Annotated in this window: 22 protein-coding genes; 14 read left to right on the top strand and 8 right to left on the bottom strand. The window is 62.4% G+C overall.

Features of this window, described 5'->3' with window-relative positions; translation table 11 throughout:
* The first annotated feature begins 2 nt into the window (after positions 1-2).
* Entirely contained in the window at positions 3-1511 is a 1509-nt protein-coding gene (locus GCU68_RS06290) for a UbiD family decarboxylase (protein WP_152939939.1), read from the top strand.
* The gene (locus GCU68_RS06285) at positions 1508-2899 is read left to right on the top strand and encodes a UbiD family decarboxylase (protein WP_152939937.1); all 1392 of its coding nucleotides are present in this window, start codon (positions 1508-1510) and stop codon (positions 2897-2899) included. Before GCU68_RS06290 ends, GCU68_RS06285 begins: the two co-directional genes overlap by 4 nt.
* 75 nt (positions 2900-2974) lie before the next feature.
* Here the strand turns inward: GCU68_RS06285 and GCU68_RS06280 are convergent, their stop codons facing one another.
* Positions 2975-3127 carry a hypothetical protein gene (locus GCU68_RS06280; RefSeq protein WP_152939935.1) on the bottom strand — a complete coding sequence of 51 codons (153 nt, stop codon included), beginning with the start codon at positions 3125-3127 and terminating at the stop codon, positions 2975-2977.
* A gap of 167 nt (positions 3128-3294) precedes the next feature.
* On the opposite strand from GCU68_RS06280, the gene GCU68_RS06275 reads away from it, so the two are divergent.
* The 6 genes from GCU68_RS06275 to GCU68_RS06250 all read left to right on the top strand — a co-directional run bounded on the left by GCU68_RS06275 (position 3295) and on the right by GCU68_RS06250 (position 10730).
* The gene (locus tag GCU68_RS06275) at positions 3295-4977 is read left to right on the top strand and encodes an acyl-CoA synthetase (protein ID WP_152939933.1); all 1683 of its coding nucleotides are present in this window, start codon (positions 3295-3297) and stop codon (positions 4975-4977) included.
* A gap of 89 nt (positions 4978-5066) precedes the next feature.
* Entirely contained in the window at positions 5067-6233 is a 1167-nt protein-coding gene (locus tag GCU68_RS06270) for an acyl-CoA dehydrogenase family protein (protein ID WP_152943623.1), read from the top strand.
* A 2-nt stretch (positions 6234-6235) separates the two neighbouring features.
* Positions 6236-8023 carry an acetyl/propionyl/methylcrotonyl-CoA carboxylase subunit alpha gene (locus GCU68_RS06265; protein ID WP_152939931.1) on the top strand — a complete coding sequence of 596 codons (1788 nt, stop codon included), beginning with the start codon at positions 6236-6238 and terminating at the stop codon, positions 8021-8023.
* A gap of 2 nt (positions 8024-8025) precedes the next feature.
* Entirely contained in the window at positions 8026-9804 is a 1779-nt protein-coding gene (locus GCU68_RS06260) for an acyl-CoA carboxylase subunit beta (protein ID WP_152939929.1), read from the top strand.
* Positions 9805-9842: 38 nt separating this feature from the next.
* The gene (locus GCU68_RS06255; protein WP_152939927.1) at positions 9843-10310 is read left to right on the top strand and encodes a MaoC family dehydratase; all 468 of its coding nucleotides are present in this window, start codon (positions 9843-9845) and stop codon (positions 10308-10310) included.
* Between the two features lie 33 nt (positions 10311-10343).
* On the top strand, positions 10344-10730 hold the full coding sequence (locus GCU68_RS06250) for a hotdog family protein (protein ID WP_152943621.1): 387 nt from the start codon (positions 10344-10346) through the stop codon (positions 10728-10730).
* Between the two features lie 32 nt (positions 10731-10762).
* Here GCU68_RS06250 and GCU68_RS06245 read toward each other — a convergent pair whose 3' ends face one another.
* Together GCU68_RS06245 and GCU68_RS06240 are read right to left on the bottom strand one after the other, a co-directional pair.
* The gene (locus tag GCU68_RS06245) at positions 10763-11674 is read right to left on the bottom strand and encodes an amidohydrolase family protein (protein ID WP_152939925.1); all 912 of its coding nucleotides are present in this window, start codon (positions 11672-11674) and stop codon (positions 10763-10765) included.
* A 120-nt stretch (positions 11675-11794) separates the two neighbouring features.
* Positions 11795-13357, bottom strand: coding sequence for a DNA-directed DNA polymerase II small subunit (locus tag GCU68_RS06240; RefSeq protein ID WP_152939924.1), 1563 nt, complete (start codon positions 13355-13357; stop codon positions 11795-11797).
* A gap of 114 nt (positions 13358-13471) precedes the next feature.
* Here GCU68_RS06240 and GCU68_RS06235 point away from each other — a divergent pair, with 114 nt between their 5' ends.
* Positions 13472-14449: a S24/S26 family peptidase gene (locus GCU68_RS06235; protein ID WP_152939922.1), complete on the top strand. Its 978-nt coding sequence runs from the start codon at positions 13472-13474 to the stop codon at positions 14447-14449.
* A gap of 69 nt (positions 14450-14518) precedes the next feature.
* Here the strand turns inward: GCU68_RS06235 and GCU68_RS06230 are convergent, their stop codons facing one another.
* Both GCU68_RS06230 and GCU68_RS06225 read right to left on the bottom strand, forming a co-directional pair.
* The gene (locus GCU68_RS06230; RefSeq protein WP_152939920.1) at positions 14519-14962 is read right to left on the bottom strand and encodes a hypothetical protein; all 444 of its coding nucleotides are present in this window, start codon (positions 14960-14962) and stop codon (positions 14519-14521) included.
* A 71-nt stretch (positions 14963-15033) separates the two neighbouring features.
* A complete protein-coding gene (locus GCU68_RS06225) occupies positions 15034-16668 on the bottom strand; it encodes a Cdc6/Cdc18 family protein (protein ID WP_152939918.1) in 1635 nt (544 codons plus the stop codon).
* Between the two features lie 1012 nt (positions 16669-17680).
* Here GCU68_RS06225 and GCU68_RS06220 point away from each other — a divergent pair.
* The 4 genes from GCU68_RS06220 to GCU68_RS06205 all read left to right on the top strand — a co-directional run bounded on the left by GCU68_RS06220 (position 17681) and on the right by GCU68_RS06205 (position 20941).
* On the top strand, positions 17681-18319 hold the full coding sequence (locus GCU68_RS06220) for an Era-like GTP-binding protein (protein WP_152939916.1): 639 nt from the start codon (positions 17681-17683) through the stop codon (positions 18317-18319).
* Between the two features lie 6 nt (positions 18320-18325).
* Entirely contained in the window at positions 18326-18727 is a 402-nt protein-coding gene (locus tag GCU68_RS06215; protein WP_152939914.1) for a DUF2073 domain-containing protein, read from the top strand.
* A complete protein-coding gene (locus GCU68_RS06210; RefSeq protein WP_152939912.1) occupies positions 18727-19752 on the top strand; it encodes an OapC/ArvC family zinc-ribbon domain-containing protein in 1026 nt (341 codons plus the stop codon). Before GCU68_RS06215 ends, GCU68_RS06210 begins: the two co-directional genes overlap by 1 nt.
* A 406-nt stretch (positions 19753-20158) precedes the next feature.
* A complete protein-coding gene (locus GCU68_RS06205) occupies positions 20159-20941 on the top strand; it encodes a DUF7089 family protein (protein ID WP_152939911.1) in 783 nt (260 codons plus the stop codon).
* Between the two features lie 229 nt (positions 20942-21170).
* Here GCU68_RS06205 and GCU68_RS06200 read toward each other — a convergent pair whose 3' ends face one another.
* The gene (locus GCU68_RS06200; protein WP_152939909.1) at positions 21171-21749 is read right to left on the bottom strand and encodes a DUF7090 family protein; all 579 of its coding nucleotides are present in this window, start codon (positions 21747-21749) and stop codon (positions 21171-21173) included.
* 462 nt (positions 21750-22211) lie between these two features.
* Here GCU68_RS06200 and GCU68_RS06195 point away from each other — a divergent pair, with 462 nt between their 5' ends.
* Complete coding sequence (locus GCU68_RS06195) at positions 22212-22892, top strand: class I SAM-dependent methyltransferase (protein WP_152939907.1); 681 nt, start codon at positions 22212-22214, stop codon at positions 22890-22892.
* Positions 22893-23024: 132 nt separating this feature from the next.
* Here the strand turns inward: GCU68_RS06195 and GCU68_RS06190 are convergent, their stop codons facing one another.
* The gene (locus GCU68_RS06190) at positions 23025-23612 is read right to left on the bottom strand and encodes a DUF1684 domain-containing protein (protein ID WP_152939905.1); all 588 of its coding nucleotides are present in this window, start codon (positions 23610-23612) and stop codon (positions 23025-23027) included.
* A 126-nt stretch (positions 23613-23738) separates the two neighbouring features.
* Complete coding sequence (locus GCU68_RS06185) at positions 23739-23978, bottom strand: DUF7127 family protein (protein ID WP_152939903.1); 240 nt, start codon at positions 23976-23978, stop codon at positions 23739-23741.
* Positions 23979-24155 lie beyond the last annotated feature (177 nt).

The following is a 24155-nucleotide window of genomic DNA, read 5'->3' as shown; positions in this document are numbered from 1 at the left end:
GGATGGCTGTGGGATCATTTCGGGAGTTTCTGGGCACGCTCGCGGACGAAGACGCGCTCGCGCGAATCACCGACGAGGTCTCGTGGGATCTCGAGGCGAGCGCGATCACGATGCTCGCAAACGAGACCGACGACCGGATTCCGATCTTCGAGACGGTCCAATCGCAGTCCCTCGAGACGGCCGCCCGGCTCGTCGGCGACCCCTACCGCGGACCCCAGCGCCGACCCTGGCAGCGGTTCGCCCGCGCGTTCGACCTGCCGACCGACTCCGGTCCGGCCTACTACGAGGGCGTGATCGACCGGCTGTCTGAACCGATCGAGCCGCGGGTCGTCTCCGACGGCGAGGCCCCCTGCAAGGAGGTCGTCCGGACGGGTTCGGAGGCGAGTTTGCTCGAGTTCCCCTGGCCGTACATTCATCAGGGCGACGGCGGCCGATACGCGACGCTCGCGACGCTCGTCGCCCCCGACTCCGACAGCGAGTGGGGGAGTTGGTCGCGCCATCGAGCGATGATTCACGACGACTCACAGGCGAGCCTGCTCTTTCTGGCTGGCGAGCAGGTCCCCAACCGCTACTACTTCGAGTACGAACGCGACGACGAGCCGATGCCCGTTGCCCTGACGCTCGGTGCCGGGCCGGCAATCGAATCCACTGCTGAGGTGTGGATCCCCGTCGGCAAAAGCGAGGTCTCCTTCGCGGGCGGCCTCCGCGAGTCGCCCGTCGACCTCGTCGACTGCGAGACGAACGAGCTTCGCGTCCCCGCGTCGGCCGAGATCGTCATTGAGGGGCACGTCTTGCCGGGCGAGCGTCTGGACGAGGGCCCGTTCGGCGACTATTTCGGTTACATGAACGGTCCCCGGCGCTCGATGCCGGTACTCGAGGTCGACGCAATCACTCACCGTGAGCGGCCCTACGTTCCCTTCTGCGTCGAAGGCAGCGGCGTCGGCTACGGGGAAAACTCCACGAGCACGTTCGCGGTCGCGGCCGGCGGACCGGACGCGACGCTCGGATTGCGAGCGGCCGGCTTCGACGTCGAGCTGGCCGTCCCGTGGCCGTTTAGCTCTCGGACGGTCTGGGTGATCGCGACCGACCGGCCGTACCCCGGCTCGCTGCACGAACTCGCCAACTTCATCTTCACGACATGGGGGATGCTCCACATCGACTTTTTCGTCTTCGTCGACAGCGACGTCAACCCGCTGAACCCCCGTGCGGTCGTCGAAGCGATCGCTCTCCACGCCGATCCCGACACGGACTTCCACCAGTTCGGCGTCGAGCGCATGCCGAAGGTGCCACTGAACATCTACCAGACGCCCGACGAGAAGGGCAGTGCAGCCGTCGGTACCTCGAAGACGAAGACGGCAAAAGCGTACATCGACGCCTGTGCCGACGGCACACGGCCGGCCCAATCGATCGGCGACCGGGACGCCCGCGAGCAGGCCCGGGACCTGCTCAGCCAAGCCGGGATTCCCGAATCGGCGTTCGAACCATCACACACGATCGGGTCGAACCAATGACGGCGTTTCGAACCCACCTCGAGTTCTTGCGGAAGACCGACGACTGCTGTTCGCTCGAGCGACCCGACTCGCCGTCGCTCCAGGTCATCGCCAGCGAGGCGCTTCGGGCCGACGGCCCCACAGTGCGATTGGGGACGGCTGACGACCGCGTCGACCTCGTCAGCGGCGTCTACGGCGGTGTCGACCAACTGCGCCGTCAGGTGCAATACCCCTGGACACGGCTCGGCATCGGCCTCGGTGTCGACCGCGACGCCGCGTACGTCGACGTCCTCGAGACGATCACCGACCTCGGCGACCGGGTCGACGAACGCGACGTCACCTACGTCGAACGCGCGGCGACGGCCACCGATCGGACCGTCCGAGCCCTCGGCTTTCCGACGCCGCCGGGCGAGACCTGGCCTCACCTGACGCTCGGACTGCTCTCGGTGGGCACCGACGACGGCACGTACTGGACGCCGATCCACGGGACGGTTATCGACCAAAATACGATCCGCGCTCGCGTTCCCGAAGCGATCACGGACCGCTTTACCCACGACGATGCGGTCACCGTCGCACTCGGCGTCCCCTCCGAAGCGCTCGCGGCGACGCACCTGCTGACGAACACCGACCGGCTGTCGACGCCGATCGAAGACCGGGGCGTCGGCTCGACGGTGCCGGTGATCCCCACCGCTGGCGGGGTCGTCCCGAGTTCCTCCGAGGTCGTCCTCGAGGCCACCGTGGCAGCCACACAGCCCGATACCCGATCGGAGAAACGGGCGTTCTGGGAGCGCCTCGTCGACGCGACGACGCTGACGCTCGAGGTCTCGAGCGTGTTCGCTCGCGACGACGCCGTCGTTCCGTTTACGCCGCTGGGCGTGCCGCTGGCCGATGACTTACAACTTGCCGCACTCACGCTCGCGGCGCGGCTCTACGACCGGGTCAACAGCTACTGGGGCGTCTCGCCCGTCGAGTGGCTCCTGTTGCCGGCAGCGGGCCGACTCGGGATCTGTATCGTCTCGACGGAGGTCCTGTATGCCGGCTTCGAGTGGCAACTGTCGAACTTCCTGTTTTCCCTCGCCGACTGTTTCGATACGGTCGTGCTCGTCGACGAACACGCCAGCCCGCGCGACCTCGGGCAGGTCCTCGGCGATATCTGGGTCAAAGCCCACCCCGCTCGAGACTGGCTGTTCAGCGGGTCGGACGCGCCAGTCGCCCGCCTGCCGACGTACAGCCGGGATGGCACCGGGGCCCGCCTCTACGTCGACGCGACGTGGGACCCGCGCTGGGACGAAGAGTACATCGCGCCACGGGTCTCGCTCGCCGAGTCGTACCCGCCGACGCTTCGAGCAGCCATCCGCGGGTCGTGGGCCGACTTCGGATTCGACGCCGACCCGGACGACGTGCTGTAGCGAGTTGATCGCGTTCCAGTCTCGAGTCCGAACGATCCCAACGCCAGCGCGACGCTCGGAATGGGCGCACAGCCCCTAACGCTCGAGGCACGTGACGACGATGGCGACGACCACTGGGTCGACCGAGACCGGAATCGAGGCGGACTGTTTGCCCGCCGTTTCCGACGATACGGACGTCGCTCGGTCGATTTCACCAACTGCCACGTCCGCGAGATTCGAGTCGTGCATTCGCGTTCGACGCGTCAAATCGATCCGAGTCGTGTTTACAGAACTGTTTACGCAAGACTGCGTCGGGGTGAAAGCCGCGACGGACGGATTCGTTCGTTTCTATTTCACTCATGAAGTCCGGAAATATCCGATGCAGTTATTACTGAGAGTGGGGCCAGCAGTGGTGTATGCCATCGAGCCACAATCTTCCGGAGTACGAGCAGGTTCGCGAGGAGTTTAGCTGGGACGACCTCTACGATGCAGCCGACTGGGACGCACCGAACGAGCTGAATATCGCCCACGAGGTCTGTGATCGCCACGCCGAGAACAAGGAGAAAGTCGCCCTCTATCAGGTGAGCGAGGACGGCGAGTTGACGACGCTGACGTTCTGGGAACTGGCCAACCAGACGAGCCAGTTCGCGAACGTCCTCGAGGACCTTGGCATCGAGCAAGGGGACCGAGTCTTCTCGTACATGCCGCGGATCCCCGAACACTACGTCGCGCTGGTTGGGACGCTCAAACGCGGGGCCGTCTTCGGCGGCATCAACGAGCGCTTCGGCCCCGACGGCATCTCCTATCGTCTCGCCGACTGCGATGCGAAAGCGATCGTCACTACCGCCGACAACCGCGACACCGTCGAAGAAGCCCTCGAGGACGCCCCTTCGGTCGAACACGTCATCGTCGTCAGCGACGACGGGACGGGACTCCGTCGCGGCGACGCAAGCTACCACAGCGAGATGGAAGATGCGAGCCGGGAGTACGAGCCGGCAGCGACGGGCGGCGAGGACGACGCCTTACTCTACTACACCAGCGGGACGACCGGGCTGGCGAAAGGCGTTCGCCACAAACACCGGTGGGTCACCGGCGTCGCCGCCACCCAGAAGTACGCTGTCGACCTGCAGGAGGGCGACTGCTACTGGTCGACCGGCGACCTGGGCTGGCTGACCGGCCCGATCAACACGCTCGGGGCCTGGTTCTGGGGCACCGCGTTGTTTACCTACGAAGGCGAGTTCGATCCCGAAACGTGGGCCGACCTGCTCGATGAGTTCCCCATCACGGTCCTGTTCTCGGTCCCGACGGCCTACCGGATGCTGCGTGAACACGAGGAGGTCCTCGAGGACGTCTCGCTCGACCTGCGTCACGCCTTATCGATCGGCGAACCGCTCTCGGCGGGCGTCGTCGAGTGGGGCGAGGAGACCCTCGGCGTGACGATCCACGACACCTACGGCCAGACCGAGACGGGTAACATGATCATCAACAACTACCCGACGATGGATGTGCGTCCGGGCTCGATGGGCAAGCCGCTGCCCGGCATCGAGGCCGACATCGTCGACCCGGAGACGGGCGAAGTGCTCGAGCCTGGTCAGACGGGCGAAATCGCCCAGCGCGGGGACTACCCCTGCTTCTTCGCGGAGTACTGGCAGAAACCCGAAAAGACCGCCGAGTGCTTCGTCGACGGTCCTGCTGGTGAGTGGTATCTCTCCGGCGACCTCGCACACAAGGACGAGGACGGGTACTTCTGGTTCGAAGGGCGGGCCGACGACGTCATCCTCTCGTCGGGCTACCGGATCGGCCCCTTCGAGGTCGAAAGCTCGCTGGGCGAGCACGAGGCCGTCGCCGAGGCCGCCGTCGTCCCGAAACCCCACCGCGAACGGGGCAACATCGTAAAAGCCTACATCGTGCCGAGCGAGGGGACGGCGACCTCCGAGGGCCTCAAAGAGGAGATCAAAGCCCACGTCCGAGACGAACTCTCAGCCCACGAGTACCCCCGCGAGATCGAGTTCCGCGAGGAACTGCCGAAGACGGTCACCGGGAAGATCCGCCGGACGGAACTCCAAGACGAGGTCGAAGAGGAAGCCGAGGCGGCCTGATCAGGTCCGAACACCTCGAGTACAGCGATCGAACAATGCGACAGCAGCAATCCGGGATGTCCCGGACGCGAGACGATACGAATCCACCGATGAACTTCGAAGACACACACGAACGGTCGATGATCCGCCAGACAGCGGCGGAGATTGCCGAGCAGTACGGACCGGAACACTGGCGCGAGAAGGAAGAAAACGGCGAGTTCTCCACGGAATTCTGGAACGAACTCGGCGACGCTGGCTTCCACGGCCTCCTCGTTCCCGAGGAGTACGACGGGGCCGGCATGGGAATGCAGGAGATGGGGCTAGCCATGGAAACCCTCTGTGCCGAGGGCTGTGGCATGGCCGGCACGTGGTATCTGGTGTTGACCGCCGGGATGGCCGCCGTCGGCATCCGCGAGCACGGCACCGAAGAACAGAAAGAACGCTACCTGCCTGACATCGCGACCGGCGCGCGCAACTTCTCGATCGGGATCACCGAACCCGAGGCGGGGACGAACACGCTCAACGTCGCCACTCGAGCCGAAAAGGACGGTGATGAGTACGTCCTCAACGGCAAGAAGGCGTGGATCACGTTCGCGGATCGGGCCGACAACATGGTCCTCGTCACGCGGACGACATCCCGCGAGGACGTCGACCGTGGCACCGACGGGATCAGCCTGTTCGTCGTCGACATGGACGATCCGAACATCGACGTCTCGCCGATCTCGAAACACGCGATGAACTACTCGAAGTCGTGTGAGGTCTTCTTCGAGAACATCCGCGTGCCCGAGGAGAACTTGCTGGGAGAGGAAGGCGACGGCTGGTGGGTACTGGTCGATATGCTCAATCCCGAGCGAATCGGCTTCGCGGCCGCCGGCACCGGGATCGGCAAGCTCGCCTCGCACGCAGCCATCGAGTACGCGAACGACCGCGAGATCTTCGGCGCACCGATCGGCACCCACCAGGCCGTCTCGTTCCCGATCACGGAAGCATACGCGAAGATGGAGACAGCCGCGCTCATGCGCGAGAAGGCCGCCTGGCTCTACGATCAGGGCGAAGACTGTGGCTACGAGACCAACGTCGCGAAGGCGACGGCCGTCGACGCCGGCATTGAGGCGGTCAAACACTCGATGCAGGCCTTCGGCGGCTGGGGGTACGCTACGGAGTACGACGTCGAACGCTGGTGGCGCGAGATCAACCTCACCCGACTCGCGCCCGTCTCCCAGCAGATGGCGTACAACCACATCGGCCAACAGCTCGGCTTCCCCAAGTCCTACTGATCATGTTCGAGAAATTACTGGTCGCCAACCGCGGCGAAATCGCCGTCCGCGTCATGAGCGCCTGCGAGGAACTCGGCATCGAGACGGTCGCCGTCTACAGCGACGCCGACCGAGACGCCGGCCACGTCGACTACGCCGACGAAGCGTACAACATCGGCCCCGCGCCGGCGAGCAAGTCCTATCTCGACGGCGAGACGATCATCGAGGTCGCCAACCGTGCCGGTGCCGACGCGATCCATCCCGGCTACGGCTTCCTCGCGGAAAACGCCGAGTTCGCCAGCCAGGTCGAATCTGCAGAGGGGATCACCTGGGTCGGCCCCTCGAGCGACGCCATGACGGCCTTAGGCGAGAAGACGAACGCTCGCCGGATCATGCAAGCCGCCGACGTCCCGGTCGTGCCAGGGACGACCGAACCGGTCGAGTCGGCCGCCGAGGTGCGCGAGCTAGGCGCGGAGTTCGGCTACCCGATCGCCATCAAAGCCGAAGGCGGCGGTGGCGGCCGCGGCATGAAGATCGTCCGCAGCGAAGACGAAGCCGACGACGCCTTCGAGAGCGCCAAACGCGAAGGCGAGGCCTACTTCGACAACGACTCGGTGTATGTGGAGAAGTACCTCGAGGATCCCAAACACGTCGAGGTCCAGATCCTCGCCGACCACCACGGGACGGCACTGCATCTGGGCGAGCGGGACTGTTCGCTCCAGCGTCGCCACCAGAAGGTCATCGAAGAAGCGCCGAGCACGGCGCTCGACTCGGGGCTTCGTGAGGCGATCGGCAACGCCGCCCGTCGGGGCGTCCGCGAAGCCGACTATACGAACGCGGGCACCGTCGAGTTCCTCGTCGAAGATGGGGAGTTCTACTTCATGGAGGTCAACACCCGGATTCAGGTCGAACACACCGTCAGCGAAGAGGTAACGGGCATCGACATCGTCCGCGAACAGCTCCGCATCGCGGCCGGCAAAGAACTCCCGTACACGCAAGACGACATCGAGATCGACGGCCACGCGATGGAGTTCCGAATCAACGCCGAGAACCCCGCAAACGGGTTCGCGCCGACGCCGGGGACGCTTTCGACCTACGACCCGCCGGGCGGCCTCGGCGTCCGGATCGACGACGCCATCGAGAAAGGCGACGTGATCGCCGGCGACTACGACTCGATGATCGCGAAGCTGATCGTCCGCGCGCCGACGCGAGCACGCTGTCTCGAGCGCTCCCGACGAGCACTGTCCCACTTCGACGTCGGCGTCGAGACGACGATTCCGTTCCACCGACTGATGCTCGACGACGAGACGTTCCGCACGGGCGCACACACGACGAACTACCTCGACGAGACGGTCAGCGACGACGACCTCGCGGCCGCCGTCGAACGCTGGAGTACAGCCGTCGACGACGACAGTGCGACCGGCAGCGCTGCAACGGACGACCTCGTCGTCGAGGTCGATGGTCGGCGCTTCGACGTCGCCGTCACCGGAGAGATGCCACGCGCAGTCAGCAGCAACAACGGGGCCGACACGAGCGGCTCCGCGACGGGGTCGACGGCCTCGAGCGCCGGCAGCGCTGGTGCCGGGCAAGTCACTGCAAGCGACGCGATCACGGCTGAGATGCAGGGCACCGTGCTCTCCGTGAGCGTCAGTCCGGGCGACCAGATCGCGCAAGGCGAGGTGGTCTGCGTCCTCGAGGCGATGAAGATGGAAAACGACGTGGTGGCACCGGCCGCCGGCACCGTCGCGGACGTTCCCGTGACGGACGGTGACACAGTTGATATGGGCGACCCACTGGTCGTCTTAGAGTAACGATGGAACTGAGAATCAACACGACGGCAACCGAGCAGGAAGCACAGGCGATCGCGAAGGCACTCGCCTCCCACTTCGGCGAGGACGTCGAGCTGTACGCCGAACGGGGCGAGGACCTCCTCGCGAGTGCCTCGCCTGAGGTGAGCGCTGACGCGACGACACCCGACGCGGCTGCCGGCGACGGCGGCAACGCAGAGCCACTCGAGCCGACCGCTCGAGAGGAGACGCTGCAAGCCGAGATTGACGACATCCTCGAGGGCGGCCCCGAGAAGTACCGCGAGCGCCTCTCCGATCAGGGGAAGCTGTTCGTCCGCGATCGGCTCGAGCTCTGGTTCGGCGAGGACGGCCTCTCGTTCGAAGACGGCAAGTTTGCCAACTTCGACGCGTGGCATCCGAGCGGCCAGAACAGCGATCCGGATTCGGACGATCGACTGCCCGCGGACGGACTCATCACCGGCGCGGCCGAGTTCGAGGGCCGGGACCTACATTTCATGGCCAACGACTTCACCGTCAAGGCGGGGTCGATGGCCGAGAAAGGTGTCGAGAAGTTCCTCCGGATGCAACAGCGCGCGCTGAAGACTGGGCGCCCGGTGCTGTACCTGATGGACTCCTCGGGCGGCCGGATCGACCAGCAGTCGGGCTTTTTCGCGAACCGCGAGGGTATCGGGAAGTACTACTACAACCACTCGATGCTGTCGGGCCGCGTGCCACAGATCTGCGTGCTCTACGGCCCCTGTATCGCCGGGGCCGCCTACACACCGGTGTTCGCCGACTTCACGATCATGGTCCGGGACGTCTCGGCGATGGCGATCGCCTCCCCGCGGATGGTCGAGATGGTCACCGGCGAGGAAATCGACCTGCAGGATCTCGGTGGTCCGGACATCCACGCCCGCCACTCCGGCAGCGCGGACCTGATCGCCGAGGACGAAGAACACGCCCGCGAACTCGTCGCGAAACTTATCGGCTACCTGCCGGACAACGCAGACGAGGAGCCACCGCAGACGGAGGGGACGGCTCCCGCACGGCCACCTGAGGGGATCGATTCCGTCGTCCCACAGGAACCGAACCGTGGCTACGACATGAACGACGTCATCGAGCGCGTCGTCGACGCTGGCTCCGTCCTCGAGCTCCGCCCGGAGTACGGCCCGGAGATCATCACGGCCTTCGCCCGGATCGACGGCCGCCCGATCGGGATCGTCGCCAACCAGCCCGCCCAGCGGGCCGGTGCGATCTTCCCCGACGCCGCCGAGAAGGCCGCGGAGTTCATCTGGACCTGCGATGCCTACGACATCCCACTGCTCTATCTGTGTGACACCCCCGGCTTCATGGCCGGCTCACAGGTCGAGAAAGACGGCATCTTAGAGCAGGGCAAGAAGATGATCTACGCGACGTCCTCGGCGACGGTTCCCAAACAGTCCGTCGTCGTCCGGAAGGCCTACGGCGCAGGGATCTACGCCATGTCGGGGCCGGCTTACGATCCGGAGAGTGTTATCGGCCTGCCGAGCGGCGAGATCGCCATTATGGGGCCCGAAGCGGCGATCAACGCCGTCTACGCGAACAAGCTGGCGGCGATCGACGACCCGGACGAACGCGCCGAAAAAGAACAGCAACTGCGCGAGGAGTACCGCGAGGATATCAACGTCCACCGGATGGCCAGCGAGGTCGTCATCGACGAGATCGTCCCGCCGAGTTCGCTTCGAGAGGAACTCGAGGCCCGCTTTGCGTTCTACGAGACCGTCGAGAAGGACCTGCCGGACAAGAAACACGGGACGATCCTCTGAGACCGAACCGCGAGAACAATCAAATAGCAACCATATTTATGACCGGACTGTACTACGAGGAGTTCGAAGTCGGCGAGACGATCAACCACGAGAAGCGACGGACGATCAGTGAGAGCGACAATCAACGGTTCTGTGACATGACGATGAACCAGCAGCCATTGCATCTCGACGCAGCCTTTGCGTCCGAGACGGCGTTCGGCGAGCGGCTGGTCAACGGCCTCTACACGATGTCGCTCGCGGTCGGCATCACGATTCCCGAGACGACCGACGGAACCATCGTCGCCAACCTCTCCTACGACAACGTCGAGCACCCGGAACCGGTCTTTCACGGCGACACGATCCGCGTCCAGTCGACCGTGACGGACAAGCGAGAGACCAGCGACGGCGAACGGGGGATCGTCACCATGCACGTCGAGGCGTTCAAAGTCAACGACCCGGACGAACCACTCGTCTGTGAGTTCGATCGGACCGTCCTCTCGCTGAAACGTGAGTACACTGACGAATGACCGATGGATGAGAAACACAGCGAACAGTCCCGAATGAGCCACCCAGTCGAGGGCGAGACGCACACGTTCGAACGAACGTTCACGACTGGCGAGGTCGAACGGTTCGCCGACCTCTCGGGTGACAGACAGCCACAGCATACCGAACCCGACGATGAGGGACGATTGATGGTCCACGGCCTGCTGACCGCGACCCTGCCGACGAAGGTCGGCGGCGACCTCGAGGTACTGGCAACGGAGATGACCTTCCAATTTTGCCGTCCAGTCTACACCGGCCAGCCGATCGCCTGCACGTGGACGTTCGATAGCGTCGAGGAACGCGACGACCGCTACGCCATCACCGTCGACGTGAACTGTAAAAACGGCGAGAACGAGGCTGTGCTGACCGGTAGTATCGAGGGCCTCATCTGGAAAGACACCTGACTTGTGACGGTGTCAAGAGCGCCGACTTCGTGCTACGCCGTCTCGAATTCGAGTTCGGAATCGACGGGATCGACGCCGAGGTAGTCGGTCGCCGTTCGATAGAAGAGGTCTCGCATCGTCTCCCGCGGCAGCTCTCGAGCCAACAGCCCAGCCCGTTCGTTGCGGTACGGGTACGGAATGTTCGGAAAGTCAGAGCCGTACATGATCGATTCCGAAAGCTCGACCAACGTCTCGTCCGTGATCGTCGACGGATCGAACCCCATCGTCTCCTCGGCCGACGTCGACATCGCGAACGTCGTGTCGAGGTAGACGGTCTCGTACTCGCGGGCGAACTCGAGGAACCGGTCGACTTCGTACGCCCCCATGTGCGCACAGCAGACCCGAACGTCCGGATAGGAGTCGAGTAACTCGGCGAACGCCTCGGCACCAACGTACTCGGCGTCCTCGAACATTGGTGCCGTCCCGCCGTGATAGGTGATCGGCCGGTCGTACTCCGCCGCGACCTCGAGGGCCGGCTCGAGACGTGGGTCCGCAGGACGACACTCCTGGACCGGGCAGTGGATCTTGAGTCCGCGAGCGCCCCTCTCGAATGCGTCTCGAGCGAGGGCCGCGACGTCTTCGTCGTCGGGGTGGACCGTCGCGAACGGAACCAGCAGCTCGGAGTCGGCGGCGCGTGCGAGCAGCCAGTCGTTCAGTTCGCGTGCGATCCCCGCCTTGTGCGCGTACGGGAGGGCGACGTAGGCCTCGACGCCCGCCGCACGGAGGACGGCTTCGATTTCCGAGCGCGTGGTCGGACTCGAGAACTCCCAGTCGGTCTCGGCGCTGAGCGAGCGACGGATCGCGGCGGTGAGGCGTTCTGGAAACAGATGCGTGTGAGCATCGATCGCGGGGGCGAACGCGGTGGATGGTTCCTCGAACGGTGTCTGTGGCTCGGCAGGTGACATAGGAATCAATAAGGTAACGATTCGGGACGTGTTAGCACGGACGAGATACTGCCGGATAGGTGTACTGCAAGCGGCGACAGGTGGGCAAGACACGCTCGAGTCCGAGCGCGGCACAGAGAATCAGCTGAACTTCTGGACGGTCACATCGAGAGTGTCGAGGTCGACGATCGGCGCATAGCCGGCGTCGGGGTCGATGTTGACGCTCTTTTGGAAGTCGGTCTGAGACTGCCAACACCCGGAGTTGATCGCGAGCACGTTGTGGTACTTGCCGAAACCGAGTTTGTGGACGTGGCCGGTGTGGAAGATATCGGGGACGTCTTCCATGATGAGATGGTCTTTTTCTTCCGGGGCCAGTCTGGTGTGGCCCCCGAACTGGGGAGCGACGTGACGCTTTTTCAGGAGGTGGTACATCGCCTTGTGTGGCTCCTCGTAGCTCGCTTTCTCCTCGGGGAGTTCGGCGATCACTTCATCCAGACTGACGCCGTGGTACATCAGGACGGAAACGCCCTCGAGCGTCACCGTCGAGGGATTGCTCACGATCTGCGGGTCGTGAGCCGACATGATCTCTCGAAGGTCCTCGTCGAAGCCGGGTTGGGGCTCTGCGAGGCGCACGGCGTCGTGGTTGCCCGGGATCATGACGATCTCGATGTCGCCGGGGACCTGCTTGAGGTACTCGTTGAACACCTCGTACTGCTCGTAGATGTCGACGATGTCGAGTTCCTCGTCCTGATCAGGGTAGATCCCGACGCCCTCGACCATGTCTCCCGCGATCAGCAGATACTCGACGTGCTGGGCCTGTTTCGTGTGCAGCCAGTCGGTAAAGCGGTTCCAGGCGTCGTGCATGAACTCCTGGCTGCCGACGTGGACGTCGCTGATCAGCGCTGCCTGAACGTGGCGATCCGCCGTCGACGGATCGTGCGTCCGCGGAATGTCCGGGAAATACATCGAGTCGACGAAGGCGATCCCCGAGTCGTCCGCGAGGGTCCCTTCCATCGCCAACACCTCGTCACAGAGCAACTCGCCGACCAGATCGGCGTACTCCCGGTCTTTCATCACCAACCACGGGAACGTTCCCGTCGCGTCCTCGAGTTCGACCAGCCAGTGGCCGCTCGCGGTCGACCGGATGTCGTTGACCAGTCCGACCATCCCGGCCTCGCTGCCGCCGGGCATGTTCTGGATCGCCGTCGCCGGTCGATGATTGACCCGACCGCGCAGCTTCGAGCCGAGTCGCTCGAGGCGATCGCGGAACACGGAGACGAAGTCGCTGTACTCGCCGGTCCCGGTACTCTCGCCAGTCATATCGCCGGTGATCTCGAGCGATCGCAGTTCGGGGTCGACCGATCGCTGGGCACTCGTCGACCCCTTAGTTTCGACTGGAGCAGCCGCGTCCGTGGCTGTCGAATCGGGTGAGTGGTCTCCAGTTGAAACAGAGGGGTCTGTGGTGTCGAAACCGGACGCATGGTCCTGTTCCGACGGGGTCTGTGCTGGGTCGGTCGCTGCAAGCGCCGATTGGACGTGGTCCGTTCGGACGACCAGCGCGTCCTCCGGCAAGGTTTCGATAACGGATTCGAGGGCCGCCTTCGGATCGTCCGCGGACGCAAGACGTGTCACAGCCTCGCGTTCGGCGTTGTACCCACGACTGGTGAGCTCGCTGACGATCCGGGCGGGAGCCTCGAGTGGCACACGTCTCGCATTCGTGAGCGGAGAGAAAAGGATACCGTAACGCGATGGGCTGTTGTCTCGGTGGACGTGGGTCGAGCAGAAAGTTGATTGCCGGCCCCAGCAAAACGGGTGACGATGAGCGGTCCTAGCCGCGGTGGCCCGTCCGACGATTCCGACGATTCCGGAGCAGATCGTGGTGCCCGGCCAAACCACGACCGTGATCGACAGGACCGAGCCGCAGACGACTGGCACACGCCGGGAAACGGCCCAGAAACGAGCGAAGAACCGACACACAGCGACCGACCAAGGCCCGACGACGACCGGGTCACGATCGACGACGATGGCCTCGTCCGCTGGTTGCTGAAATCCGACGATGAGACTGTCGTTTTAGCTCGAGACATCGCGAGTAGCGTCGCCATCGTCGCCGTCATCGGCCTGCTGCTGTTCGGCGTCAGCGGCATCTGGCCGCCGTTGGTCGCCGTCGAGAGCGGAAGTATGGAGCCGAACATGCAACGAGGCGATCTCATTTTCGTCGTCGATGACGACCGATTCGCCGGCGACGACCCCGTCGACGGCACCGGTGTCGTCACACTCGAGGCGGGCCAATCGAGTGGCCACGAGAAGTTCGGGAAGGCCGGCGACGTCATCGTCTTCCAGCCGAACGGCGACGCGCGCCAGACACCGGTGATTCACCGCGCCCACTTCTGGGTCGAAGAGGACGAAAACTGGGTCGATACCAAAGCCGACGAGGATATCATTGGTGACGCGACCTGTGCCGACGTCCGGAACTGTCCCGCGAATCACGACGGCTTCATCACGAAAGGCGATGCAAACAGCGGCTACGATCAGTACCGGGGTGGTGCCCGGACGGACGTCGTCAAAACCGAGTGGGTCACCGGGAAGGCGATGATCCGCGTCCCGTGGCTCGGCCACGTGCGACTGACATTCGACGAACTGTTCGGCGGGATGGTTGTTCCGTCGCCGACGCTCGAGGGCGTTCCAAACGGCGCTGTCAGCCCCGATACCGCTATGCAGGCTGGGATGGCCGGGTCGACCGGGCTCGCTGCCAGTAGCGCAGGCGTCGCGGTCGCTATCGGTCGCTATCGAAACTGAATTTTCGTCTGCTACATATCACTGATTCGACTGTTCACCCCTTCGGTTCGACTCGAGAGCCGACAGACGCTACTCGCCGGTCGTAATCTCGAGGCGAAGGTGGTCGCCGTTCTGGACGACGTACTCGGTCGGGTCGACCGACTCGTCGTCGACGAGAAACGTCAGCTCCGTCCCCGAATCGCTGCCGTCGTAGGTGGTGTCGTCGATACTGACGACGTGGTGATCATCACGCCGTTCGTACGCGAAGTTGGGGAGCAGGTCGAGCCCTTCGGCGAACGTCACCGGTTCGGGACCTTCCATATACCAGTAGTCGTCCTGCTCGTGAAGATGAAACGAGAGCGAGTCGTCGTCGTCGTTCTCGGACTGGAAGCGATCCGCAGCGAGGTCGACGGGGGTGTCATCGACGACGACGTCGATCTCCCCGCGCTCGTACTCGACCTCGCCGTCGGTAAAGATACAGCCGGCAAGTGAGACGAGACTCGCCGTCGCAACGATTGCACTGCGCCGGTTCATATACGAACGAAGTCGCTGCGTGATATTACTGCCTTGTCGATTCCCACTGACTCGGGATCGAAGTGAGGGTCTTAATTTTCGAACCGAGCCTGAACGAACGGCTGGACGTCGTCGATACTGCTCAGCCGGGAATCCGAAAGCAACACGGCCTCCGTCTCCTCGAGCGGTACCGAGAGGCTGATCTCTTTGGTTCGGCCGTAGCGCCCCTTCGAGACGACGACGGCGTTGACGATACCGAGCATGTCGAGTTCGCTGATGAGATCCGTGACCCGCCGCTGCGTGAGGACGTCGGCGTCGATCTCCTCACAGAGGCGTTTGTAGATGTTGAACACCTCGCCTGTGTTGATGCTGTGAACGCCGTTTTTCTCCAGTAAGATGATCGCAAACAGGACGAGCTTGCTCTGGGTCGGCAGCGTGCGAACGACCTCGACGACACGATCGAGTTCGATCTTGTCCTGAGCCTGCCGGACGTGTTCTTCGACGATCGTCTCCGTCTGGGAGCGTTCGGCCAGTTCCCCAGCCGTTCGAAGGAGATCGAGCGCCCGACGCGCATCCCCGTGTTCTTGTGCCGCGAAGGCCGCACACAACGGGATCACGTCGTCCGACAGCGCCCCGTCTTTGAACGCGACCTCCGAGCGGTGCTCGAGGATATCTCGCAACTGATTGGCGTCGTACGGCGGGAAGACGATCTCCTCCTCGCCGAGACTCGACTTGACGCGCGGATCGAGAAAATCGGTGAACTTCAGGTCGTTCGAGATTCCGATGATCGACACGCGCGAGTTCTCGAGTTCGGAGTTCATCCGCGAAAGGTTGTAGAGCGTGTCGTCGCCGCTTTTCTCGACGAGTTTGTCGATCTCGTCTAACATGATGACGACGACGCGTTCGTCGTAATCGACGGCGTCGAAGAAGACGCTGTAGACCCGATCCGTCGGCCACCCGGTCATCGGGACTTCCTCGAAATCGTCTTTATCCTCTTCGAGGCGCTGGATGCGAGCCATGACCTCGCTGCGGGCGGAGAACGATGTCGACTCGAGTGGATGTATCGATGTGGACTCGTCCGTGTTGTCGGCCGAGGAACTGTCAGCGATGTCAGCCGTGGGGTCGTCAGCGGCGTCGGTTCCGGATTCGGCGGGTTCACCGGGACCGTTTCGAGTCGAGCCGGAACGCGAGTCGGACGCGGTGGGTGACTCGTGCTCGTCGACGGACTCGAGCAGTCGCTCGAGGTCGGCGATTCGGTCGTCGATCCGGGCTTTGTTCTTCTCGATGAACTTGTTTGCGAGCTGTGCGAGCACGCGATACTGCGTGTCGGTTACCTCGCAGTTGATGTACTCGACATCACACGGGACGCTGTACTTCTGGGAGGTGCTCTCGAGTTCCTTGCTGACGAACTTCGCGCTCGCCGTCTTTCCCGTCCCCGTTTTGCCGTAGATGAGGATGTTCGACGGGGTCTCACCACGGAGCGCGGCGACGAGAATTGTCGCCATCTTGTTGATCTGGTCACTTCGATGGGGGAGTTCGTGTGGCGTATAGGACGGTCGAAGGACTTCCTTGTTCTCGAAAATCGGTTCACCACTGAGCAGGTCGTCGAACAGCCCCTGACTCGAGTTCTCGTCGCCGAGGTCGGTTCCCTCGACGTTCGAAAACCCACGTGTCTCGTCGATATCGGCCTGTTTTGACCCCGTCGGTTCTGTATCCTCGTCTGACATCCGTCGTACACATACCCCCTCGTTTCGAGTGGAATCACGAACTCGGAGCCAGGAATAGTGGGGAAACGGTAGCCCAGCGTGGGCAACCTACCCTATCGTGTTCCGTGCTCGAGTCCAGTTGATGCAAACGAAACAGAGGAAAAGCACGATATTAAATTCTTCCCTTCACCCGATAACTACCGGCGGAATGAAACCCATCGGCCGGCAATTGGCCGCAACAGGCCAACTGAGGGACTGACGAACGACTATTGGCGGCGTTTCGACCGAATCACGACCGTTTCGAGTCCATTAATCGACACTCGAGACCGGACCGCTCGAGTCCGATCGTCCAGCGAGGATTGCCCAGGTCGGGACGAACATGCTCGATTCGAGTGGACGGGCCGGGTGGACGGACTGTAGATCGGTTCTATTTAAGGATGGTAATACGTGGAATGGTATCAAGCAACATGATTTTAGTGAGAAGAGTCTAACCCCCCACCCCTTCGTTTCAGGTGGAACGCTCCAAGAGAAGGGGTGGGGGAGGGGGTGTTTCTAGAACGGGAGGTTTTATGATAGTAGGTGAAAAACATGGTCCGTAGCACTAGCAAAACGCGATCTTTACTAGATCAGTTGTTTATAATTACTAGAGAGAACTAGAATAGGACTCTCCAGCGACTCGAGTTACTAGAGCCATCTGGTATTCGGATTCGGGCGTCTAACACCCTTCTTAACCACGAAATCTATCTTTCCGGACGGCTTCATCCGAAACTGACCGGCGAGCTTCCGTCATTCACCCCACCCGTATTTCGCAATCTCCAGTTGAAACGAAGGGGTGGGGGTGTCTCGAGTAAACACTCATTTGATACCACTTCACACGATAGCTGGTAACTCCTTCCATGACTCTTAATATCACTAGTATACCCGTCCTTGACAACTCATAATTATTTGACTGTCTACACGTCTGACGTAGGCTTAAGTGAGTTCAGTTTGTAGTACGCGCAGATGCACCCCGCGGTGCTGGAGGGCCCCACAGATGGGACTGTTCACAGAACTTAAAGATAGTATCTCTCGGGTTATGGACCGCCTGTTTACGGACGACGAACCCAAACGAATCGGAATCTACGGTCCACCAAACGCCGGAAAAACGACGCTTGCGAATCGAATCGCTCGAGACTGGACTGGTGACGCGATTGGCGCAGAGAGTCACATTCCACACGAAACACGCCGTGCGCGCAGGAAAGAAAACGTCGAGATCGAACGCGACGGCAAGTCGGTGACGATCGACATCGTCGACACGCCTGGCGTGACGACGAAAGTCGACTACGAGGAGTTCACCGATGAGATGGAAGAAGACGACGCAATTCGTCGCTCTCGCGAGGCAACCGAAGGCGTCGCGGAAGCAATGCACTGGCTTCGTGAGGACGTCGACGGCGTCATCTACGTCCTCGACAGTGCAGAGGACCCGATCACGCAGGTCAACACGATGTTGATCGGTATTATCGAATCTCGAGATCTGCCGGTACTCATCTTCGCGAACAAAATCGACCTCGATGAGTCGAGTGTCAAACGGATCGAGGACGCCTTCCCACAGCACAAGACGGTTCCGCTGTCGGCCAAAGAAGGCGAGAACATGGACGAAGTCTACGAGAATATCGCGGAGTACTTCGGGTGAGAATCAATGCCAACAACAACTAACACGGACGAGCCGGATGCGCCTGATGGCGTCCAGATCGACCTGATCAGCGGCGAACGTATGGACGGGATGGCGACCATGGAGAAGATCCGGATGATTCTCGACGGCGTCCACGACGGGAATATCGTCATCTTAGAGGAGGGGCTGACACCCGACGAAGAGAGTCGACTGATCGAAGTAACCATGGCTGAGATCAGCCCCGACGAGTTCAACGGGATCGAAATCGAGACCTATCCGAAGTCGGACACCCGTAAGTCCTCGCTGCTCGGCCGCATCATGGGCGGTGATGAACCGACGACGAAACTGACGGTTATCGGTCCAGCGAACCAGATCAAAACGCTCCACAAGGACGAAACGCTGATCAGCGCGCTCGTGTCTCGAGACTAATGCCACACGAATGTACGAACTGCGGCCGAACGTTCCCCGACGGCTCCAAAGAGATGCTTTCGGGCTGTCCGAACTGTGGCGGGAACAAGTTCCAGTTCGCTCCTGGCGGACAGGCGACCAACGCACGCGGGTCGGACGCGCCAACGACAGCCGCTGAAACGGATGCTGATGCCGCCGGTTCCGCCTCGAGCGCTCCCTCATCGGGAACCGTCAAACGTGCCGCAGAGACTGTTCGTGGCTGGGTCTCCTCGGAGTCGACGCAGTCGACCGATTCGATGCCGTCGACCGAAACAGACGCAGCGGAAACGCAGCCAACCGAATCGCCACAATCGGCTGGAAACGAACTCGAGAACGATCCCTCTTCCGCTGACACGAGTCACGACCAGTCCGACAATTCGTGGCCCGAACGCGACACGCCGTCCGAACCCGACCGGGAGACGGAGACGTTCAACGAATGGCCAGAGACAGCCCGTCGGCCCGAAGACCGGTCGACGGCTTCGAGTGACGTTTCGAGCGACACCGACCACACGGCCACCCACTCTGAGACCGCTGCGTCGTCCGTCGAGCCGTCCTCCGACGCTACGCCATCGACTGCGTCACCGACCGAGCCATCGGCGGCTCCTACCGATCGCTCGACGCTCGAAGACACCGAGGACACGGCCCAGGCCAACGCTCGGAGTGAGGTCGTTTCGACAGCCGATCTGCCATCGGATTCGACTCGAGCGCCGGAGACGGCAGCCGCAGAGCCGACGCAAGCGGCTGAGCACGTTGACGATATGGACACACAGCCGCCGGAACACGGCCGGGTCGTCAGCGAACCGTCGGGCGAGCAGCCGTCGATCGAAGAGCTTCGTGCGGAGCTCAACGAACAGTTCGAAAGCATCAAAATCGTCAGCCCCGGTCAGTACGAACTCAATTTAATGGAGCTGTACAACCGCGAGGAGTACATTATCTCGCTGCAAGAGGACGGTCGCTACGTCATCGACGTTCCGGAGTCCTGGCATGCAGACGAAGACGACGTATAACGGCCGCTGCCGCGAACGCCATCGATACCCCTCTGTTTCGACTGCAACAGTCGTGTTCTATTGCACGTCGTGCAAAACAGTGGCAAGGTTTGGTTCCAAGCGAAAACTGGGTAGGTACCGAGTTCGCCGTTCCCAGCGGCGATACGCAAAGCAGATCGGAATGACGGACGGTCGACGCTTGACATCGCACAGCCACCGTGCAATGCAGTAGTTGTTGAGTTTCGGTGACGACAGAACTGCCTCACGGCCGGCGGTTTCTCGAGCCATAGTCGGTCGAGAAAGATGGATTTAAGCGACATGACTGAGTGAACCCACGTATGAGCAAACCAACCAAGATCGTCCTGACGACGATCGCTGCATCGGCACTGCTGTCGCTGCTGGTCATCTCCCAGATGGTCCTCGTCTGATGTTCGAGGGCCGAGAGCTCTCGATCCCGGTCGAGACGGTCCGGGACATCTACGCACCCGACGTGCAGGTTCTCGACTGTGAGCGCGATTTCGAGACGCTCCCCCCGGCACTCGCGGAGGATCTCGGCTTGCTGGTCGACTCGCTCGAGCCCGCGAGCTATCCGTCAGCGTGGCTGCCCGACGACGCACCGACGCTGCTCGCCCGCTATGCGAGTTCAGATCTGACGATCGGGATGCCGGGCGACGGCAGCGTCGTCTGGACGCGCCAGACTGAGCCACCGCTCGTCCTCGTGAAACCACGCGTCGAGGGCTCGCCAGAGGCCTTTATCGACTTCTTGCTTGCCGAAGCGTTCGTCCAACTCGATCTCGAAATCCCCGAACAGTTCATCGGCTTCTTCGAAGACGAGTATCGCGCGCTCGACCGCGCGGTCGATCTCGGCCCGAACAGCACGTATCAGGTCGCGGCGGCGCTGTACGACGGCTGGGTTGGCCTGCAGACGCGGGACGTCTTCGCGAGCTGGCACGCCGATCACCCCGAACTCGCCGCCGCATGGCAGGACGCTGGTGATAGACTCGAGGATCGCGTTTCGGGACTGCCGCGGGCGGTTGCCCGCGGCGAGACGGAGTTTGCAGATGCGACGGAACTCGCTTGTGCGGCGATCAAACACGCGATCGAGTTGCCGGCGCCGTTTGCGGCACTCGACACCGACGCCTACCGGGATCACGGCCCCGAGTACGCGGTCAAATGGGCTGAGAAGACGTTCGAGTCGCTCGCCGAGTGACACTCGCGAACCCGGCTGTTTGAAGCGCCTCGACCGACATCACGAGTCCTGTCGTTTCGATCGATCGATCAGCGATGAATCGACAGCTGCCCGATTGCTGATACTGGTTCCGTCCGAGAGTGACGCAGCGACTGGCTCGAGTCCGTACGCCGATCCTCGCCGCTGCGGGAGCTCGAGCTGCTTTCACCCAAAAAATCACGTTCGACGGGATCGCGTGCTGCGATACCAGTCAGAACTCGGCGTCGATGCTGCCGTCTGCGTCCAGGTCGATGATCCCGTCGAACAGCGAGCGGAACTCGTCGACGAGCGCTTCGTCGTGGGGCTCTTCGGAGACGTGGAACAGGCCGACTGCGTCGTGTTTCTCGAGGAGGTTGAGGATGCGTTCGACGGCTTCGAGAGCTTGGTCGTCGCCGGCGTAGTAGGCGAGTTCGGTGACGGAGTCGAAGCTGAGTCGAAGTTTCCCGTCGTGGGCCTCGAGGAAGCCGTCGATGTGTTCGACGATGCCGTCGACGTCGTCGGGGGCGGCGACGTAGTGGACGGTGTCACTCGTGCGCCGCGAGTAGCCCCGTTCGATGCTCAGGGTGTCTAAGATTTCGGCACAGTCCTCGTCGACGTCGTAGTGTTCGAGTTTCTGTCTGACTTCGCGGGCAGTGGTTCGCGTGGAGACGACGAGGAATTTGTCGGTGTCTGCTTTGAGAAAATCGGTGTCGATGCGGTCGGTTTCGCCGGTACTTGGATGCAACAACAGCACGCCTGTCCCACCAGGTACCGTTTCCGGTGTGCCGTCGATTTCGAGCGCGTACTCCATACTGGCATGAACAACTTGTGGCACCGACTTAATAGTGCGGATGTCCCGAAGACTGCCGGATGCGAGAGCATATCGTCTCACCGGAAACGGGTCCGACGCAGACACCGAACCGAAGCGCCGCGAAGAGAGAGGATTGGGACAGACGGCTCAGAGGCCGTAAAGGATCCAGTGGTGACCGGGATCGGCGTGTTGCCAGCGGCCGATCTCAGGCCTGCATTCTGTTTTAGGCCGGCCTAATCCAATATAGCTTCCGGTTGTTCTCGATTATCAGCATCAAAAAACGGGATGGCAGGAGCTGTTCGTTTGGCCGCAGTCCGATGCCCACGGATTTCGGCCAGCCTAAACCTCTCCGAATAGTATTTTTTAGGCAGTCCTAAAAAGTCTGTCGATCACTCGAGCGCCGGGCCGTTTGGCTCGTCTCGAGTCGAACAGGTTTTGGCCGCAGGCAGTGACGGGCCGTGTATGAGCGTCCGCGAGGAGTTCGACGACTGGGCCGCAAGCGGCCGGGATCGGGGAATGGAAGATCGTCACTGGCACACCGCCAAACACGCACTCGCGCGCATGCCGGTCGAAGCCGGCGACACGGTTCTCGATCTGGGCTGTGGGAGCGGGTACGCCGGTCGTGCGCTGCGAGACACCAAGGATGCGGGTCGAATCTACGGCCTCGACGGCTCGCCGGAGATGGCCAGAAACGCCGCCGACTACACCGACGACTTGCAGGTCGGCTACCTCGTCGGTGACTTCGACGCGCTGCCGTTTGCCGATGACTCCATCGATCACGTCTGGTCGATGGAGGCGTTTTACTACGCTGCCGATCCACACCACACGCTCGAGGAGATCGCTCGCATTCTCCGTCCCGGGGGCACGTTCTACTGCGCCGTGAACTACTACGAGGAGAATGTCCACTCCCACGAGTGGCAGGACAACATCTCCATCGAGATGACTCGGTGGGACCGCGCCCAGTACCGCGAGGCGTTCCGCGACGCCGGCCTCTACGTTGCCGAACAAGACCACGTGCCGGACCGCGAGATCGACATTCCTAGCGAAGCCGAGTTCCCGACCGAGGACTGGGACTCTCGCGAGGCGATGGTCGAGCGCTACCGCGAGTTCGGCACGCTGCTGACCGTCGGCGTCGCCCCCTGATTTCTACTCGAATCGCCGCCGTTTGCAACCCCTTCGCTTCGACTCGAGCCACGACTCCGTCTGCGGGTTTTCGGGTCAGATCTCGAGTGGAAGCCAACCCCCACTCACCGTTGATTCGCTCCTCCGTTCCGGCTACTCGAACCGCTCGCCGGCCGGAATCGTCACCTCGAGCCAGTTTTCTTCCGGTGGGAGCGGACAGTCGAACGTCTCGCTGTAGGCACAGAACGGCGAGTACGCCAGATTGAAATCGACGACGAGTTCGTCGCCGTCGGCGAGGTCACGATCCGGCGCGAGTTCCATGTAGCGACCGCCCTGATACGTCTGCTGGCCGGTCGTCTTGTCGCGGAACGGAATAAACAGCGGTTCCTCGTTCGGACTCTCGAGCTGGTAGGCCGCGAGTTCGTAGGTGCCATCTTCGAGGGCGTCGTCTTCGCGCTCTAAATCGAACTCGAGGGTCGCCACGCGGAGATAGCGCATCTCCCGGCCCGCAGTCGTCTCCATCAACACGACTTCTGGGTCGTCGTGGACCTCGACGGTCGCGGTTACGCGGTACGTTGGGTCCGGCGCGAAGTACTCGAGGCCATCGAATTCGTCGCGTTCTTCGGGTGGAATCGGCGACTGCGGGTGCTCGGCGAAGAAGTCGTCTTTCTCGTCGCGTTTCGACTCTAGTTCGTCGCGCCAGTGCTCGACGTCGACGTCGGCCTCGGTGGAATCGCTCATACCGGTCGTAGCAGCGCAAACGGGGAATGGGTTGTGTTTCGTCGAGCGGGGCTCGCACTCGAGAGTGTATGCGTATCTCAGCGCTGATGTGCGTGTCTCACTCCAGTATTGACGGCAACACTGGCGTCACTCCTCGATCGTCAACACGCCGTTGTGGACCGAGACGTCGCTGGCTTCCGGCGGCAGTTCGAACTCGAACTGCTCGTCGTCGGTAACGATGATCGCCATCGAACCGACGACGTCGACGTCGATGTCGGCGGCCGAGGTGCCGAAGTCGACCGCGATGACGCTGCCGTCCTCGTACTCGAGCGTTCGGACGACCGCACCGCCATCATCGACGTTCTGGAGGGATTTGGGGACTTTCATACCTTTCCTAGGGGCTCACCGAATTAAAGTGACACCCCTACACACGCTCCTGTCGGTAGCGACGATCGGCTGCCCGATTCGATCCAACCGTGAGTGCGAGCCGACACCGACGAAGGTTTATAACTGATGGCGCGGCCAACACACTCCGTCAACGCTATGCGGGACCGACGATGAGTA

Origin of the sequence: Natronorubrum aibiense (genome assembly GCF_009392895.1) — an archaeon.
GTDB lineage: Archaea > Halobacteriota > Halobacteria > Halobacteriales > Natrialbaceae > Natronorubrum > Natronorubrum aibiense.
Note: the sequence above shows the minus strand (reverse complement) of the source record. Positions and strands in the feature narration are given on the sequence as shown.